8 protein-coding genes and 7 pseudogenes are annotated in these 16,635 nt (G+C 71.4%); 7 read left to right on the top strand and 8 right to left on the bottom strand.

The window, feature by feature from the left end:
• Positions 1-123: 123 nt before the first annotated feature.
• The 5 genes and pseudogenes from AB0I68_RS37665 to AB0I68_RS37645 form a co-directional block, all read right to left on the bottom strand.
• Positions 124-582, bottom strand: a pseudogene (locus AB0I68_RS37665) (IS110 family transposase); the annotation flags it as partial.
• Positions 583-773: 191 nt separating this feature from the next.
• Positions 774-1,784, bottom strand: a pseudogene (locus AB0I68_RS37660) (PEP/pyruvate-binding domain-containing protein); the annotation flags it as partial.
• Between the two features lie 749 nt (positions 1,785-2,533).
• Positions 2,534-2,773: a hypothetical protein gene (locus AB0I68_RS37655; RefSeq protein WP_363181935.1), complete on the bottom strand. Its 240-nt coding sequence runs from the start codon at positions 2,771-2,773 to the stop codon at positions 2,534-2,536.
• A 294-nt stretch (positions 2,774-3,067) separates the two neighbouring features.
• Positions 3,068-3,772: pseudogene (locus AB0I68_RS37650) on the bottom strand (HAD-IC family P-type ATPase); the annotation flags it as partial.
• Entirely contained in the window at positions 3,681-4,649 is a 969-nt protein-coding gene (locus AB0I68_RS37645) for an HAD-IC family P-type ATPase (RefSeq protein ID WP_363181933.1), read from the bottom strand. The pseudogene AB0I68_RS37650 and the gene AB0I68_RS37645, both read right to left, overlap by 92 nt.
• A 1,211-nt stretch (positions 4,650-5,860) precedes the next feature.
• Here AB0I68_RS37645 and AB0I68_RS37640 point away from each other — a divergent pair.
• On the top strand, positions 5,861-6,499 hold the full coding sequence (locus tag AB0I68_RS37640; RefSeq protein ID WP_363181929.1) for a hypothetical protein: 639 nt from the start codon (positions 5,861-5,863) through the stop codon (positions 6,497-6,499).
• A 68-nt stretch (positions 6,500-6,567) separates the two neighbouring features.
• Here the strand turns inward: AB0I68_RS37640 and AB0I68_RS37635 are convergent, their stop codons facing one another.
• Entirely contained in the window at positions 6,568-7,605 is a 1,038-nt protein-coding gene (locus AB0I68_RS37635) for a hypothetical protein (protein WP_363181932.1), read from the bottom strand.
• 158 nt (positions 7,606-7,763) lie between these two features.
• On the opposite strand from AB0I68_RS37635, the gene AB0I68_RS37630 reads away from it, so the two are divergent.
• Positions 7,764-11,399 (top strand): hydantoinase B/oxoprolinase family protein, encoded by a 3,636-nt coding sequence (locus AB0I68_RS37630; RefSeq protein ID WP_363181928.1) that lies wholly within the window; start codon positions 7,764-7,766, stop codon positions 11,397-11,399.
• Between the two features lie 71 nt (positions 11,400-11,470).
• Here AB0I68_RS37630 and AB0I68_RS37625 read toward each other — a convergent pair whose 3' ends face one another.
• Together AB0I68_RS37625 and AB0I68_RS37620 are read right to left on the bottom strand one after the other, a co-directional pair.
• Positions 11,471-11,890 (bottom strand): CBS domain-containing protein, encoded by a 420-nt coding sequence (locus AB0I68_RS37625; protein ID WP_363181930.1) that lies wholly within the window; start codon positions 11,888-11,890, stop codon positions 11,471-11,473.
• 193 nt (positions 11,891-12,083) lie between these two features.
• Positions 12,084-12,827 (bottom strand): CBS domain-containing protein, encoded by a 744-nt coding sequence (locus AB0I68_RS37620; protein WP_363181927.1) that lies wholly within the window; start codon positions 12,825-12,827, stop codon positions 12,084-12,086.
• A 726-nt stretch (positions 12,828-13,553) separates the two neighbouring features.
• On the opposite strand from AB0I68_RS37620, the pseudogene AB0I68_RS37615 reads away from it, so the two are divergent.
• The 5 genes and pseudogenes from AB0I68_RS37615 (at position 13,554) to AB0I68_RS37595 (ending at position 16,603) form a co-directional block, all read left to right on the top strand.
• Positions 13,554-14,884, top strand: a pseudogene (locus AB0I68_RS37615) (phosphoribosyltransferase family protein).
• Between the two features lie 172 nt (positions 14,885-15,056).
• Positions 15,057-15,663, top strand: a pseudogene (locus tag AB0I68_RS37610) (CBS domain-containing protein).
• 122 nt (positions 15,664-15,785) lie between these two features.
• Positions 15,786-15,980, top strand: a pseudogene (locus AB0I68_RS37605) (DNA-binding response regulator); the annotation flags it as partial.
• A 41-nt stretch (positions 15,981-16,021) separates the two neighbouring features.
• Positions 16,022-16,290, top strand: a pseudogene (locus AB0I68_RS37600) (winged helix-turn-helix domain-containing protein); the annotation flags it as partial.
• Between the two features lie 13 nt (positions 16,291-16,303).
• Entirely contained in the window at positions 16,304-16,603 is a 300-nt protein-coding gene (locus AB0I68_RS37595; RefSeq protein WP_363181936.1) for a hypothetical protein, read from the top strand.
• The last annotated feature ends 32 nt before the right edge of the window (positions 16,604-16,635 follow it).

The raw sequence follows: 16,635 nt of genomic DNA, 5'->3' as shown, positions 1-16,635 counted from the left end.
GCACCGGGCCAGGCACCACAACGTCGGCAAGACAGTCAAACGTGCCGAGTCGATCAAGGAACACCAAGCCCAGCAACGTTAAACGTCAAGCTGAGGAGCCGCATCTCAACCGAACGTGGCGGGGCCGATGCCGGGCATGCTCAGGATGACCGCCGCGTGCGGGTGGTGGCGAAACCGGCCCTCGATCAGCAGGTCGGTCTCGGCGATCTCCTCATCGAGGGCCATCACCTCCCTCGCGAGCCTGGCCGCCATGGCGGCGGCCAGCTTCTCCCCGGGCACGGCGGTGTGCTGGGCCTCGGCGGCCTCGAGGGCGGTTGCTGCGACGACGTTGGAGTTGCGGACCTTGCGGTTCTTCAGCCAGACCGCGAGACGGTTCTTGCCGATCCTTCGCAGGGCGGCCGGGGTCCGGTAGCCGGTGAGTAGCACCAGGGCCGCCTTCGAGGTGCTGTAGTCGAAGGCCCGTTCCAGGGCGGGGAAGTACTCCAGTATCTGGGCCCGCAGCCGGTTGATCGCCCTCGTGCGGTCGGCCGCCAGGTCAAGGCGGCGCGAGGTGAGCATCCGCAGGTCCACGGCAATGTCGTCACATCGCACGTTGCCAGGCCCGCCGGGATCGTCGGCAACAGCGCGGCAGGTTGCCCCGCGGGGTGCGCGGGGGTGCCTCGGTGGCGTGCGCCGTCGCCGACACCGGCCGGCTACGACGGTCGCCCTTCCGCCGCCGGGGCACTTGCCTCCGCCGACCGACCGGTCAGCGGTGCCGAGACGCCTTGAGGCGGGCGCTTGCCGACATGGGCTTGCAGCATCCACAGCGTTCCGCGTTCGACGGTGAACTCGATGTCGCACCGGTCGTTGTACCGGTCCTCCAGTCGCTCCATGCAGTCACGCAACCGTGCGTAGGCCCCGGGGGCGACCTCCGCGAGTCGCCCGAGCGGCACGGTGTCACGCATCCCGGCCACCACGTCCTCGCCTTGGGCGTTGGGCAGATAGCTCCCGTACAGGCCCGACCTGCCGGTGGCCGGGTCCCGCGTGGAGGCGACGCCACTGCCGGAGTCGGGGCCGAGATTGCCGAAGACCATGCTCTGGACGCTGACCGCGATGCCGGGGTCAAGGAGGTGACGGCGGCGGTGCAGTCGCGCACGCTCTCCGTTCCACGACGCGAAAGCAGCCAAGACCGCCCGCCGGAGCTGTTCGGCCGGATCCTGCGGGAACGCTTCACCGGTCCCTTCCTCTATCAGGTCCTTGAACGTCTCCACAAGTCTGATGAGGTCCACCACGTCGAGCCGACCGTCGTCGGCCACTGCGTGTTGTCGTTCGATATGGAGAAGGACTTCCTCGAAGAGCGAGCCGTCGACTCCCATGACCGTTCTGCCGAACATCTGCACCAGGCGCCGGTAGGAGTCCCATGCGAACCGCTCGTTCCCTGGTGCGACGCCCAGACCGAGGACGGAGAGGTCGTTGAGGCCCACGTCAAGGACCGTCTCCATCACGCCGGGCATCAAGGATCCGGCTCCCGCGCGGACGGAGAGCAGCAAGGGATCGTTCACCTGCCCGAGGCGCTTGCCGACGTTCTGCTCCAACGCCGCCAAGTGATCCACCATCTGGCCGGCCAGTTCCACGGGCGGCTCACCCGTCGTGAGGAAGACGCGACACGCCTCGGTGGTGACAGTGAAACCGGGGGGCACCGGGAGCCCCATGCAGGTCATCTCGGCCAGACTGGCGCCCTTGTCGCCCAGCAATGCGGCCGTGTCCGGGCCGTCCTCCGTGAAGTCGTACACGTACCGCTGCATCACAGGTGTCCGTCCCTTGCCATACGGTCCCGTTACCCAAATGCCCGCTCGTGCCCACAGTCGCCCCTCCGGGCGCTTCCGGCATGGGCCGGTCGGGCTCCGATGAGGGCCGGTCGGCCCATCCCGACCGGCGGAGCGGCGCCGCAGACTGTAGGCGGACTCAATCACGCCCGACAGGCGGTGGTCGTCGATGACGGGCAGGCGCCGGATCCCGTGCCCCTGCACCATCCACCTCACCTGAGTTCCAGCACTGCCGGGCGCGAACTGCCGGACAGAAGGCTCTCGGTCCAGCAACTCGTCAGCCGCATGCGCGGCACCCGCGTCAAGGGATCCCCCGCACCCACGTGCTTCCCCTCCGATCGCCGGGGTGCTGTCCCGGCTGCGGGCCAACGTATCGATATGCCGACCTGAAGGGTGGGGTTGCGCTCGGATGCCTGCAACGACCGATTCCATTCCATCGAGCGCCTTCCGCCACGGAGAGGGCCACCGCGACCAGGACGCCGTACAGGATGCCCGGGGCGAGGACGTCGAGCGTGCAGCCGAGGGCGAGGAGGAGCTCGCGGCGGCGGAAGGCGGCCAGACGGGCGAGCTCGGAGGATGGTCCTGGATGATGCGACCGTACACATGGCGCCTCGGAGCCGTCGCCGCGAGCGAGGTCCGCGCCCTGGAGTTCGACGCGGCGGTGGTACGGGAGCTGTGCGCGCAGGACTCGGCCATCGGCCGGTCCGTCTCGGTCGCAGTGGCGGCCGTCATCGCCGACGGCTGGACTCCGCCCGCACCCGGCTGCTGGATCTCTTCGCCCCGCATGGCAGCAGCATCCCGCTCGCGACCGCTCCGTCGGCCGCGTCCGCATACGCCTCAGCCTCTCGGAAGGGCGGTATAGCGGCTCGGTCGGCGTCGAAGGCGGCCGCGCAGTGCGCTGAGCAGAAGTAGTAGGTGGCTGTGCCGGCCTGCCGGCGTTCCGCAGCGCCGTCGGGATCCACGTGCATACCGCACACGGGGTCCACGACCTCCTGGCTGTAGGGGGCACCTTCCGGCTGTGGGTGCGATGGCCGGGCGGCGGCTGTCTCGACACGGGGCTGGACGCGGGCCGGCTCGGCGGGCGGGAGCGGGGCAGGGTGCCAGCGGCGCAGGCGCGAGGCGTTGGTGACGACGGAAAGCGAGCTCAGGGCCATGGCAGCGGCCGCGATGATGGGGCTGAGACGGACGCCCCACAGGGGGTACAGGGCGCCAGCGGCGAGGGGGACGCCGATGGCGTTGTAGATGAGGGCGAAGAACAGGTTCTGCCGGATGTTGCGCATGGTCGCGCGCGACAGGCGGATGGCGGTGACGACTCCGGTGAGGGAGCCGGAGATGAGGGTGATGTCGGCGGCCTCGATGGCGACGTCGGTGCCGGTGCCGATCGCGAGGCCCACGTCGGCCGCGGCGAGGGCGGGGGCGTCGTTGATGCCGTCGCCGACCATGCCGACGGTGCGTCCTTCGCCTTGGAGGCGGCGGATCTCGTCGGCCTTGCGTTCGGGCAAGACCTCGGCGAGTACCCGGGGGATACCTGCCTGGGAGGCGATGGCAGCGGCGGTGCGGGCGATGTCGCCGGTGAGCATAACGACCTCGATGCCGAGGCGTTGCAGGGCGGCGATGGCGGTCGCGGAGTCGTCTTTGACAGTGTCGGCGACGGCGAGGACACCGGCGGAGTGGCCGTCGATTCCGGCGAGCACGGGGGTCTTGCCCTCCTCCGACAGACGGGCGGCATACGGGTCGAGGGCGCCGGTGTCGATACCGGCCCCCTGCAGCAGGCGGCCGGTGCCGACCAGGACTGCGCGGCCGTCGACGGTGGCCGTGACGCCCTTGCCGGTGATCGAGTCGAAGCCGGTCGCGGCCGACCAGGACAGCCCGCGCTCACGGGCGCCTCCGACGACGGCCTGGCCGAGTGGGTGCTCGCTGGCCTCCTCGACCGACGCCACCAGGCTCAGCAGCAAGTCCGGGTCGAAGCCTTCTGCGGGGTGGACGTCGGTGAGTACGGGCTTCCCCGAGGTGACGGTGCCGGTCTTTGTCCAAGACGACCGTGTCGAGCTTGTGCGCGGTCTCCAGGGCCTCGGCGGAGCGGATGAGGATCCCCGCCCTGGCGCCCTTGCCAGTGCCGACCATCACGGACAGCGGCGTGGCCAGGCCCAGCGCGCACGGGCAGGCGGTGATCAGTACGGCCACCGCCGACACCAGCGCCAGGGTGAAGGCCGGAGCGGGACCGACCGTGAACCAGACGGCGAACGTGCCGATCGCGATGGCGATGACGGCGGGCACGAAGTAGGCGGACACGGCGTCGGCGAGCCGCTGGATGGGGGCCTTGGACGCCTGCGCCGCCTGTACGAGGCGGACGATCTGGGCGAGCATCGTGTCCGCGCCGACCTTGGCAGCCCGTACCCGCAGGGATCCGGTGGTGTTGATGGTGGCGCCGATGACGGTGTCGCCAGCCCGTTTGGTGGCCGGCATCGGCTCGCCGGTCACCATCGACTCGTCGACGGCTGAGGATCCGGTCAGGACCTCGGAGTCGACGGGGATCTTCTCCCCGGGACGAATGACGATCTCGTCCCCGACGACGACGTCCTCGACGGGGACCTCGCTCTCGGCACCGTCCCGCACCACGCGGGCGGTACGGGCCTGCAGGCCGAGCAGGGCGCGGATGGCCTCGCCGGTGCCGGCCTTCGCGCGGGCTTCCAGGAGCCGGCCGAGCAGGATCAGGGTGAGGATCACGCCTACGGCCTCGTAGTAGACCTCGCGCACGTTCTCGGGCAGCAGGCCGGGGGCGAGGGTGACGAGCAGGCTGTATGCGTAGGCGGCGCTCGTCCCGAGGGTGATCAGGGAGTTCATGTCGGCGGCGCGGTGGCGCAGGGTGAGCCAGCCGGTCACGTGGATCGGCCTGCCCGTGTAGAACATCACCGGGGTGATGAGGGCCAGCTGGAGCCAGTGGTTCAGCATCCATTCCGGCACCCAGTCGGCCCCGAACAGCTCGTGCGCCATCACTGCGAACAGCACCGGCGATCCAGGGTCTCCATTGAAAGGACCGGCGCCCGTTGCAGCCAGCGATCAAGCCACTCGGATTCCGTCATCATGCCTGGTCAACCACATTTCACGCTTACGGAGTTTCATCAAACTCCGCACACGCCGCTTTTGGAGAGTGAAGCAGTCAGGCATCGGCCGAGAGACACACAAGATGATGCTGGACCACTACCAGTGGGCCAAGAACCTGCTGGTCAGCTACTCACCGAGGAAGCTCGGGTTCTTCTAAGAGCCTTGGCAACCGCCTTCCATGCCTGCGGAGTTCTGTCAAACTCCGCACACCTCGGCACGTACGGGGAGCAACCCTCCGAACCGGCCGTCCACTCGGCTGACGTGTTCCGCACGGCCGGGGCCGGGGATGTGCCGAGACTCGGCACCGGCCCCCAGAGCCGCAGGACAGCGGCGGGGGCCACGGCCGGACTGCTGCTGGGCCGAACAGGGCGTCGGCCGCAGCGAGCGGGGGATCGCGCCGCCGACCTGGGCGGTCACCTGGGCGGCCACCTCCTGGAGGAAGGGGCCGTCGTCGGAGCGGTGGACTGGATCGCAGCGCCCGCGGCATACCCGGACCGGAGCAAGTCCGAGGCAGGAATCCGGTCCCAGGTGGCGCGGCCGGCAGCCGCCGAGCAGCCTCAGGCTGGTGTGGTCTCTGGGTGATCCACTGGGCACGGCTCCGTGTGGGACGGCTCCCGGGCGCGTTCGAAAGGGCTGGTCGGGCGCCTGACCGGACCTGGCGGCCCCGCCCGGGCGGTGGTGTCATGGAATTGACGGAAAGAGTCGGAGAGAGGTTGCGGAGGAGCGGTGGGGGCCCGTGCATCGCACGATCAGGATCCGCGAGAAGCGTGCAGGCTCTTTCCGCCGACGCGTGTGCGCGGCCGTCTTTTTCGTTGGCCCCGCCTCGCCTGAGCACGAAGCGCCCACGGAGGGGTCAGAATGCGTGGCATCGGAGACTTGGGGCTGCACGCCGGACCTCGGCCCAGCGTGCGTTCCGTCCGGAGGGCCGACGCCCGGACGAGGAGATCTAGGTGGGTGACGACACGGTCCGTACTCGGGCCGATCTGGACGTCGAACGCGCGGCGCGCCTGCTGCGGCATGTGCACTCCGCGCTCGACCTCACCCTGCGGGTGCTCAGTTCGTCGACCGTTGAGGGCCTGGAGCACACGATGGCGGACTTCGGCAGGACGCTGCGCGGCCTGCGCGACGGGTCTGACGGGCTCGCCACGGCCGCGCTCGGCATCCCCCCGCACGAGACGGACAGCGCCTGCGTGCTCACCGCCCTCTACGTGTCCGAGGACGTGGGACGGATCGGCGTTCTGCTCGAGCAGGCCGGCGAGGTCGCGCAGCTTCGAAGCTCCGGCCTGCCACTGGCCGAGGAGGCGCTGGTCCCCGTCCGGGACCTCGGCGGGGCGGCCCTACGGCTGGTCGCCCTGGCCCACGACGTCGTGCGGTCGACCGCACCACCGACCGTCATGGACCGGGACCTCTCGGACATCGCCACTCGCCAGCGAGACCTCGAGCGCCTTCTGATGACGGGCGACGAGGCTCCGGGCGTCCTGTCCGACGCCGCCGACGCCGCGGTGCTCGGCCGGTGCTTCGAGGAGTGCGCGTCCCGGGCCGCCGCTGTGGCCCGGATCGGAGCACTACGGCGGCGAGGACACCGGTGATCCGTCCCCTGCCATCGCACCCGGACCCGGGACACCTCCCGCCGTCAGACCGTCGCGCGGTGCGGGGTTCAGGGCAGGCCGGCCACCGCCGTCTGCCCCAGGACCGCACGCCGGACGTCCTGACGGTGCACGAGGCTCTGGTGGGTGACGAGCACAGTGGACAGGACGGGGTCCTCCGGGTCGATCCACAGCGTGCTGTCGGTCACGATCCGCTCCAGCAAGGCGAGGACGTGCTGCGAGAACGCGTCGGAGGCCGCCCGGGGCAGTTGCTCGGCGAGCCGGCCCACGCCGGCTACGACCACGCCCCGCCCGGCGGTCGACACGGTCCCCGCGCGGGCGCCCGCGACGTTGCCCCCCTCCGGGCCGACCGCCAGGTCGACCACCACGGAACCGGGTCGCATCCCGGCGAGGGCCCGCGCCGTCACCAGCGTCGGCGGCCGCCCCTGGAGGCGGGCTCGGACCGCCGTGACGACGATGTCCATGCCTTCGAGCCCGGGGGAACCCCCGCCCGGCCGACCGTCGTCGGTGTGTACGTCAGCCCCGCAGCCGCGCAGGGTCCGGGCCGCCTCACCGGCGGCCGGACCCCAGCCGATGACCAGGGCGCCGGCGGCGGCCACGGGCGAGCCGGGGCCCCAAGCGCCGGGTACCGGTCGGTCGAGGAGCTCGGCCGCGAGCAGGGCGGCCTTGTAACCCGCCAGCCGCTCCAAGGACGCGGCGGCGTCGAGGGCGCGGGCCTCGTCCGACCCTTCCGGTACGAGGTCGAGGCCGATCACGCTGAGGCCCGCGTCGGCCCACCAGCGGACCTGGAACGGAGCCCTGAAGGGATCCACGAGGGCGACCAGCACCTGCCCCTGCCGGAACCTCGCCCCGGGCGGGGGAACGGGCGGCCGGAGGCCCACGACGACGTCCGCTTGCGTCACCTCCGTGCGTGCGACCACGTCGGCACCGGCAGCACGGTAGGCAAGGTCCGGCAGCCCGACCCCGTCACCCGCGCCGGCCTCCACCAGCACCCTGAGGCCGAGTGCCTCGGCGGTGAGAACGTCGCCCGGTACGAGCGCCACGCGGCGGTCACCCGGCGCGGTCTCGCGGCACACACCCAGCGTCATGGGGATCACGCGGGCCACCTCCCGGCCTCGGGTCTCCCGCCCGTCCAGTATGGGACCGTCCGGACGCCCGGTCACCCGGGCGCGGCGCCCGGCGATCCCGGGCGCCGGCGGCCATGCTGGAGACGGCGGGGGCCGAGCAGGGGAAGGAGCACGCGGCCATGCCCTCCAGCATGCGCAAGGGCCTGCAGTTCTGGATCGACCGGGGCGGCACCTTCACGGACGTCGTGGCCCGGATGCCGGACGGGCGGCTGCAGAGCCTCAAGCTCCTCTCGGAGAACCCCGCCCGCTACCGCGACGCGGCCATCGAGGGTATCCGGACCGTCCTCGGCCTCGCCCCGGGCGAAGCGGTACCCGCCGACGCGGTGCACAGCGTACGCATGGGCACCACCGTGGCGACCAATGCCCTCCTGGAGCGCACCGGCGAGCGCACCCTCCTGGTGATCACCCGCGGCTTCCGGGACGCCCTGCGCATCGGCTACCAGAACCGCCCCGACCTGTTCGCCCGCGAGATCGTCCTGCCCGAGGTCCTGTATGAGCGCGTCGTCGAGGTGGACGAGCGCGTCACCGCCGAGTGTGAGGTGTTGCGCGCCCCCGGCCTCGACGCCCTCGCCGCCGATCTGCGGCTCGCGTACGACGACGGCTTCCGTGCCGCCTCCGTGGTCTGCCTGCACAGCGCCCTGTATCCCGAGCACGAGCGCGCGATCGGGGAGCTCGCCGAGCGCATCGGCTTCACCCAGGTCTCCCTGTCCTCCGCCGTCGGGCCCCTCACCCGGCTCGTCCCGCGCGGCGACACGGCCGTCGTCGACGCGTACCTCTCGCCGGTGCTCAACCGGTACGTACGCCGCGTCACGACCGAACTCCCGGGTGTCCGACTGATGTTCATGCAGTCCAACGGCGGTCTGGCCGCCGCCGAACACTTCCGGGGCAAGGACGCCGTCCTGTCCGGTCCGGCCGGGGGCATCGTCGGTATGGCCCGGCTGTCCCAGCAGGCCGGCCACAACCACGTCGTAGGCTTCGACATGGGTGGCACCTCGACCGACGTGTCCCATTTCGCCGGGGAGTTCGAGCGCGTGTCGGTGGCCCAGGTCGCCGGGGTCCGCCTGCAGGCCCCGATGCTGGACATCCACACCGTCGCCGCCGGCGGCGGCTCGGTCCTGCGCTTCGACTCCGGCCGCTACCGTGTCGGCCCCGACTCTGCAGGAGCGGCACCGGGCCCGGCCTGCTACCGAGCGGGCGGCCCGCTGACGGTGACCGACGCCAACGTGATGCTCGGGCGCATCTCACCCGCCCACTTCCCCCGCGTTTTCGGGCCCGGCGCCGACCAGCCCCTCGACGAAGCCGTGGTGCGGCAGCAGTTCGCCGCCCTCGCCACCCGGATCCAGGAGGCCATCGGCGACCGCCGGACCCCGGAGGAGGTGGCCGATGGCTTCCTCCAGGTCGCCGTCGCCAACGTGGCCGCCGCCGTCAAACGGATCTCCGTCCAGCGCGGCCACGACATCAGGCGGTACGCCCTGACGACGTTCGGCGGAGCCGGCGGTCAGCACGCCTGCGCCGTCGCCGACTCCCTCGGCATCCGCACGGTGCTCGTACCGCCCCTGGCCGGCGTCCTGTCCGCGCTCGGTATCGGCCTGGCCGACGTGGCGACCGTACGCGAGCACTCGGTCGAACTCACCCTGAGCGAGAGGAACATGGCTCAGATCGAGGCCCTGGCGGGCAAACTCGAGGCAGCTGCTCGTGCCGTGCTGCGCGACGAGGACGTCCCCGATGAGCGCGTCCGCGTCACGTGCACCGCCCGGCTCCGCTACGACGGCACCGACACCCCCGTGAAGGTTCCGCTGGGCGGAGCGGACGCGATGGCAGTCGAGTTCGCCGAACGACACCGCGCCCTCTATTCGTTCCTGCTGGACCGTCCCGTGGTGGTGGACGCCCTCTCCGTCGAGGCCCGCGGGGTGACTCCGCAACCCGACCTCGGGCATCTGACAGCCGCCCAAGCCCCGTACGGCGACACGACGCGGGCTCCCACCACGCGACTGTACGCCGACGGGGCCTGGCAGGCGGTTCCGCTGCGGGAACGCGACCGACTGGCGCCCGGTTCCGTCGTGCGCGGACCCGCCGTGATCACCGAGCAGGACGCCACCACCGTGGTCGACCCCGGCTGGGAGGCCACCGTCACGGACCTGGGACACCTGCGCCTGGAACGGATCGGCGACCCCGGCGCCGCGGACGTCGACACCCAGGTGGACCCGGTCATGCTGGAGATCTTCAACAGCCAGTTCGTCTCCGTCGCCGAGCAGATGGGTGCCCGTCTGGCCGCCACCTCCCAGTCCGTCAACATCAAGGAACGGCTCGACTTCTCGTGCGCCCTCTTCGACCCCGAGGGCAACCTGGTCGCCAACGCCCCCCACATCCCCGTCCACCTGGGTTCCATGGGGACCGCCGTGCGCGAGATCGTCCGCCGCAGGGCGGGCACCATGCACCCTGGTGACGCGTACGCGGTCAACGACCCCTACCACGGCGGCACCCACCTGCCCGATGTCACCGTGATCAGCCCGGTGTTCGGGCAGAAGGGCACGGCCCACGAGCACCGCATCCTCTTCTACGTCGCATCCCGTGGCCATCACGCGGAGATCGGGGGCCTCACCCCCGGCTCCATGCCCGCCGACAGCCACCGCATCGAAGAGGAGGGCGTGCTCTTCGACAATTGGATGCTCGTCCAGGACGGCCGCCTGCGCGAGACGGAGACCCTGGCACTGCTCACCGGTGCCCGCCACCCGTCCCGCGACCCCGCGACCAACCTCGCCGACCTGCGCGCCCAGATCGCCGCCAACGCCAAGGGCGTCGAGGAGGTCGACCGGATGATCCGCCACTTCGGACTCGACGTGGTCCAGGCGTACATGCGCCACGTCCAGGACAACGCGGAGGAAGCCGTACGCCTGGCCCTCGACCACCTCGCCGACGGGGAGTACCAGTACGAGACCGACTCCGGTGCCGTGATCGCCGTCCGCGTCACCGTCGACCGCGAACAGCGCGGCGCGACCATCGACTTCACCGGCACCTCGGCCCAGCTCGACTCCAACTTCAACGCCCCCACCTCCGTCGTCACCGCCGCCGTGCTCTACGTCTTCCGCACCCTCATCGACCGGGACATCCCCCTCAACGACGGCTGCCTGCGGCCGCTGCGTATCATCGCCCCGCCAGGCTCGATGCTCGCCCCGACGCCGCCCGCCGCCATCGTCGCCGGGAACGTCGAGACGTCCCAGGCCGTCACGGGAGCCCTGTACGCGGCCCTGGGTGCTCAGGCGGAGGGCAGCGGCACCATGAACAACGTCACCTTCGGCAACGACCGCCACCAGTACTACGAGACGGTCGCCTCCGGGGCCGGGGCCGGACCCGGCTTCCATGGGGCCTCGGCCGTGCAGACCCACATGACGAACTCTCGCCTCACCGACCCCGAGGTTCTGGAGCTGCGCCTGCCGGTCCTGGTGGAGGAGTTCGCCGTACGCGCGGGCAGCGGCGGGGCGGGCCGCTGGCACGGCGGCGACGGAGTCGTACGCCGGATTCGCTTCCGCGAGCCGATGACGGTCAGCGTCCTCTCGGGCCACCGGAGAGTACCTCCCTACGGAATGGCAGGTGGCCGGTCCGGAGCGCTCGGCCTGCACCACGTCGAACGGGCCGACGGCACCGTCGTCCCGATGTCGGGCTGCGACTCGATGACCGTGGGGCCAGGGGACGTGTTCGTCCTGTGGACGCCTGGCGGCGGGGGCTACGGAAGCGCGGTGCCGTCCGTCTCGTAGACCCGGCGCGCTCGGCCTGCCGCACCGCCGGGCTCCCGCGCGTACTCTGTGGCGTGTCGCGCCGACGGCCGTCAGGTCGTGGCGCAGATGGTCTCGACGAAATGACCGACCTGCTCTTCCGTAAGGTGCCGGGCCAGGTCGGCTTCGCTGATCATGCCGACCAGCCGGTGGTCTTCGATGACGGGCAGTCGTCGGATGCGGTGCTCCTGCATGATCTGCAGCACCTGTCCGGTGTCCGCATCCGCCATGACCGTGTACGGCTTGCCCTGGGCGAGCATTCCCGCCGTCATGTGGTGGGGATCCTTGCCCTTCGCCAGGCACTTCACGACGATGTCGCGGTCGGTGATGATCCCGTGGAGCCGGTCGTCCGGTCCGCAGATCGGGAGTGAACCCACCCCCAGCTCGCTCATGCGGCGCGCGGCGTCCATGAGTGTCTCGTCTTCCTGCACGCAGGACGCGCCCTTGTGCATGATTTCTCGTGCGGTCGCCACGGCCTTCTCCTCGCGCATGGGGGCACTTGTTGACTTTTCCCGGGGTCCGGGCCTGCGGCCTGCGCTGCGAACCCGGCCTCCTGCTTCCGCGAACGGCTTCGATCACGTTCGCGTCACGTACCGGTCCGTCGCTCCAATTCTCCGCTTCGGTGCTCGGTGGCGCGAGCGCGGTCCGGTCGATACTGCGAAGTCATCAAGCGTCGCCGCGATGATGCTTGCCGGTGGGGGCAGTCATCAGCCAGGAGACCGTGCGGCTGATGTCAGAGGGCGCGACGATGCCGACCAGGCTGCCGCTGCCGTCGATGACGAGGGCCCGCCGGGCCCCACCGGAGAACATCTGCGGCAGCACGTCGACGAGCTGGTCGTCAGGGCCGGCCACGACGACCTCCGACCGCGGGACCATGACCTCCCGAACCCTCGTCACCCCGCGCTGCGCCTCGGGGATCCGGCCTGCCGCGGCGAGCGTGAGCAGGCCCGCCGGCGTGTCCCCGTCATCGCCGATGACAGGGAAAGCCGAGTGGCGGTAGCGGTAGCGGGGATCCGCCAGGACATCCGCGATGGTCGTACTGGCCGGAACCGTGACCGGGGAGGGCGTCATGGCACGCCAGACCGTCACACCCGTCAGCATGGCCCGCAGCTGGGCCTGCCGGCCTTCCGTGATCGCGGCGGCGATCAGGAACCAGGCGATCATGACGAGCCACAGTCCGCCGACCACGTCGCCGCGCGCGAACAACAGCAGCCCGGCCAGCAGGAGGAACCAGCCGAAACCGCGCCCCGACGCGGCCGCACCGGCCGTGGCCCGAGCGCGGTCCCCGGTCCTCCACCAGAGGAAGGCCCGCAGCAGCCGACCTCCGTCCAGTGGAGCGGCCGGCACGGGGTTGAACAGCGCCAGAAGAAGGTTGATCACCGCGAGCCAGACCAGGCCTTCGCTTGCCAATCCGCGCCCCGCCGTACTGTCGGCCAGCCACGCGGCGGGGCGAGCAGGGACGCGAAGAAGAGGGCAGCCGCCAGCAACCCCACGAGCCAGTAGGCCCACGAGGCGCGCCCCGGGGACACCTCGGGCAGCCGGCCCTCCGCGAGCCCCAGCGCGATGAGCGCGAAGACGGCCAGGTGCTCCAGTGCACGCCCACCCGGACTCCCGCTATCCGGCCCAGTACGAATGTCGGCGTCATGGCTCCTCCAAAGCCATCCCCCAGCGCCTTTTGACGGCTGGCGAAGACGCCACGACCGGCGCCTTTCGGGCCTGCGGGGCGAGATCCCTCACCCGGGCGCCAGGCGCGGGGCCGTCGACCGTGGCGGCGCCGTGATGGGCTCTTCAGTCGGCGGTCGGGCCAGCCGCTCTGCCCGGCTCCGTCAGGGGTGACTCCCGCGCTCGCCTCGCAGACCACCACCAGCGTAGGCACCGGACGTTCCCGTCGAAGGAGCCGGCCGGGTCCCCACTTTGCCCCCATCGGCCCCCCCGGACCACGTCGGCCACCGCCTCGGAGATCCGCACAGGTGACGGGCTCTTCGGGGTGCGTACCGTACTCCCTCGCCCGACGGTGGAGTCAGGGGCGCGCTCCGCGCTCGCCCGGCGCCCATGGGGGGGCCGGCCCGGGCTCCTCGCTCGTCCCAGGAGCACGGAGACCCGCCGACGGGTTCCGGCTGCGAGAGGAGGCCGCTCATGTTGTTCCCGGATCGAACTGCCGCCGGCAAACTACTGGCGAATGACGTCGCCCGGCTCGCCCTGGCCCAGCCGGTGGTACTCGGTCTGCCGCGTGGCGGGGTGCCTGTGGCCGCAGAGGTGGCTCGCGCCCTGGGGGCGCCGCTGGACGTGATCGTGGTCCGCAAACTCGGGGTGCCCTTCCAGCCCGAGGTGGCCTTCGGCGCCCTCGGGGAGGACGGCGTACGGCTCATCAGCCAGGCGACGGTGCGGGCGGCCCACCTCGGGGAGCGGGACTGCGCGCGGGTCGAGGAGGAGCAGCGGGGGGAACTGCGGCGGCGGCTGGCACGCTACCGCCAGGGACGGGAACGGACACCCCTCACCGGACGAACCGTGGTGATCGTGGACGACGGGATCGCCACCGGATCGACCGCGTCCGTCGCCTGCGAGGTGGCGCGTCGGCAGGGGGCCGCACAGGTCGTCCTGGCCGTTCCCGTCGCAGCGCCGCAGGCACTGGAGCGACTTCGGCAGGAGGCCGACACCGTGGTGTGCCTGTCGGCTCCGCCGCACTTCTCCGCCGTGGGCCAGCGGTACGAGGACTTCGCACAGGTCGGCGACGAGGAGGTCTCGGCGCTGCTCGCCGCTGCTCCGCGCACCGACGCGCATCCGGCGGAACAGGCCCAGACTCCTATGGTCCCGACGGAGACGGGCGACGTGGTGGTGGACGCCGGTGGCACGGCCCTGCCCGGGTTGTTGACCGTTCCCGGGGACGCGGCGGGCATCGTCGTCTTCGCGCACGGCAGCGGTAGCAGCCGCCTGAGCCCCCGCAACCGCCGGGTGGCCGAGGTGCTCAACGACGCGGGACTCGCGACGCTGCTCTTCGACCTCCTCGCCCCGGCCGAGGCGCAGGACCGGTCGAAGGTCTTCGACGTTCCCTCCTGGCGCTCCGCCTGACGCAGGCCACGCGCTGGCTCCGGCAGCGGCTTCCCTTGCACGTCTGCTACTTCGGTGCGAGCACGGGCGCGGCGGCCGCGCTCGTGGCCACGGCCGAGCCCCGGTCGGACATCGCGGCGATCGTCTCCCGGGGCGGACGCCCGGACCTGGCCCTGAGCCGGCTCGAGGCAGTGCGCGCTCCGACCCTTCTGATCGTCGGCGGAGCGGACCCCCAGGTCTTGGACCTGAACCGCCGGGCCGTCGCACGCCTTCAATGCGAGGCCCAGGTCGCCGTGGTCGCCGGCGCCACACACCTCTTCGAGGAACCCGGAGCGCTCGACGCCGTGGCCGGCGCGGCATTGACCTGGTTCATCCGTCACCTCGCGCCCCTCAGGTCGCTCGACCGGCGCAGAGCGTGACCGCCGCCCGAGCTGGCACTCCCGCCGTCGGCCCCAGGGGGCCGACCGGACCTCCGACATGGCCCCACAGGCCCTGGGACGGCGCGAGCGGGAGTGCTCGGATGGAAGCATTCGACCGGACAGCAACGGCAGGCAGCGGTAGTACCTCAGGACAACGGCGAAGGAGTCGGCCATGCCCGCATCGCGCTACACCGTCAGTGACGTCATGACGCACACGGCCATCGCCATAGGCCGTGAGGCTTCGTACAGGGAAATCGTCGAGCTGATGCACGAATGGAAGGTGAGCGCGGTCCCCGTCCTGGAAGGCGAGGGCCGCGTCGTGGAAGTCGTCTCCGAGGCCGACCTGCTGCCGAAGGAGGAGTTCCGCCGCGAGCTGCCCGTCCTGCCGGAACAGCTGGAGGAAGCCTCCAAGGCCGGAGGTGTGCTCGCCGAGGAGCTGCATCGCCGAAGCGGCCCGCATCATGGCCCGGAAGCACGTCAAGCGCCTGCCGGTGGTCGACGGGGTCGGCATGCTGGAAGGCGTCGTGAGCCGCAGCGACCTGCTGAAGGTCTTCCTGCGCCCCGACGAGGAACTGGAGGAGGAGATCCGCCAGGCCGTACTGGCCGAGCTCGCACCGGGTGTCCCCCTGGACTTCTCCGTGCAGGACGGGGTCGTCACCCTCCGAGGACCGCTGCGTGACCGGGCCCTGGTGCCCCTCCTCGCTCGCGCCATCAGCGCCGTCGAGGGGGTCGTGGACGTGCGGATGGAACTCGACGGCGCGGTCTCGGCGACCGCATAGTTGCGCGGCCGCCGCGGCCAGGACCGAAGTCTCGGGGGGCCGGTTCATTGATGCGCACTGCCGCTGTGCTGAGACAAGGCGGGTGGAAGCATGCGCAGCGCAGTCCGGATCAGGCGGCGAACATGTCCGACGTACCAGGTGCCCTCTCCCAGGTGCCGATCAAGGTGTTCCTCCTCGACTACCACGAGGTGGTCCGGTGGGGTCTGCGCGACCTCCTCGAAGCAGAGGCGGACATCAACATCGTCGGCGAGGCGGGCACTGCGGAGCAGGCGCTCGCACACGGGCCCGCGCTGCGCCCGGACGTCGCGGTCCTCGACGGGGCGGGCTGACTCCGACGGGGCGCCGGCGTCGGGAGTCTGTGCGGATGCAGGCGGCGGAACTGTTTGTCTGGAGAAGCTGGCCGCGTATCTGGAGGAGGGGCCGGCCGCTCATGGATGGGTGGAGGACCAGGTGTGGACCGCCTCGAGGGTGGCCACGCTGATCGGCCGGAAGTTCCACATCACCTACAGCGTCTCCGGTACCACCCGGTTGATGCGCCGTCTGGGCTTCAGTCCTCAGGTCCCCGCCCGGCGGGTCGCTGAACGCGACGAACAGGCCGTCGCCGTGTGGAAGGAGGCGACCTGGGCGGAGCGAGGACGAGATGCGGATCACGGTGCTGGCGGCTGCGGCCTGCCCGAACTCCCCGCTCGTCCTCGAGCGGATCTCGGCAGCGCTGGGCGGACGAGCGGCCGACGTGGAGCTGGTCGAGGTACGGGACGAGGAAGAGGCCGCACAGTGGCGCATGACCGGATCGCCGACGGTGCTGATTGATGGTGTCGACCCGTTCCCCCCGGGCGGGGCGGAGCCGACTGTGTCGTGCCGGCTGTATCGAGGTCCAGACGGCCAGCTCGACGGGGCGCCCAGTGAGGAAGCGCTGCGGCAGGCGCTCGCGGCGGGTTAGCCGGGGCCGGGCCGGGCCGGGCCGGGCCGGGC

The sequence above is a fragment of the Streptomyces sp. NPDC050448 genome (assembly GCF_040655295.1).
Taxonomy (GTDB): domain Bacteria; phylum Actinomycetota; class Actinomycetes; order Streptomycetales; family Streptomycetaceae; genus Streptomyces.
Note: the sequence above shows the minus strand (reverse complement) of the source record. Positions and strands in the feature narration are given on the sequence as shown.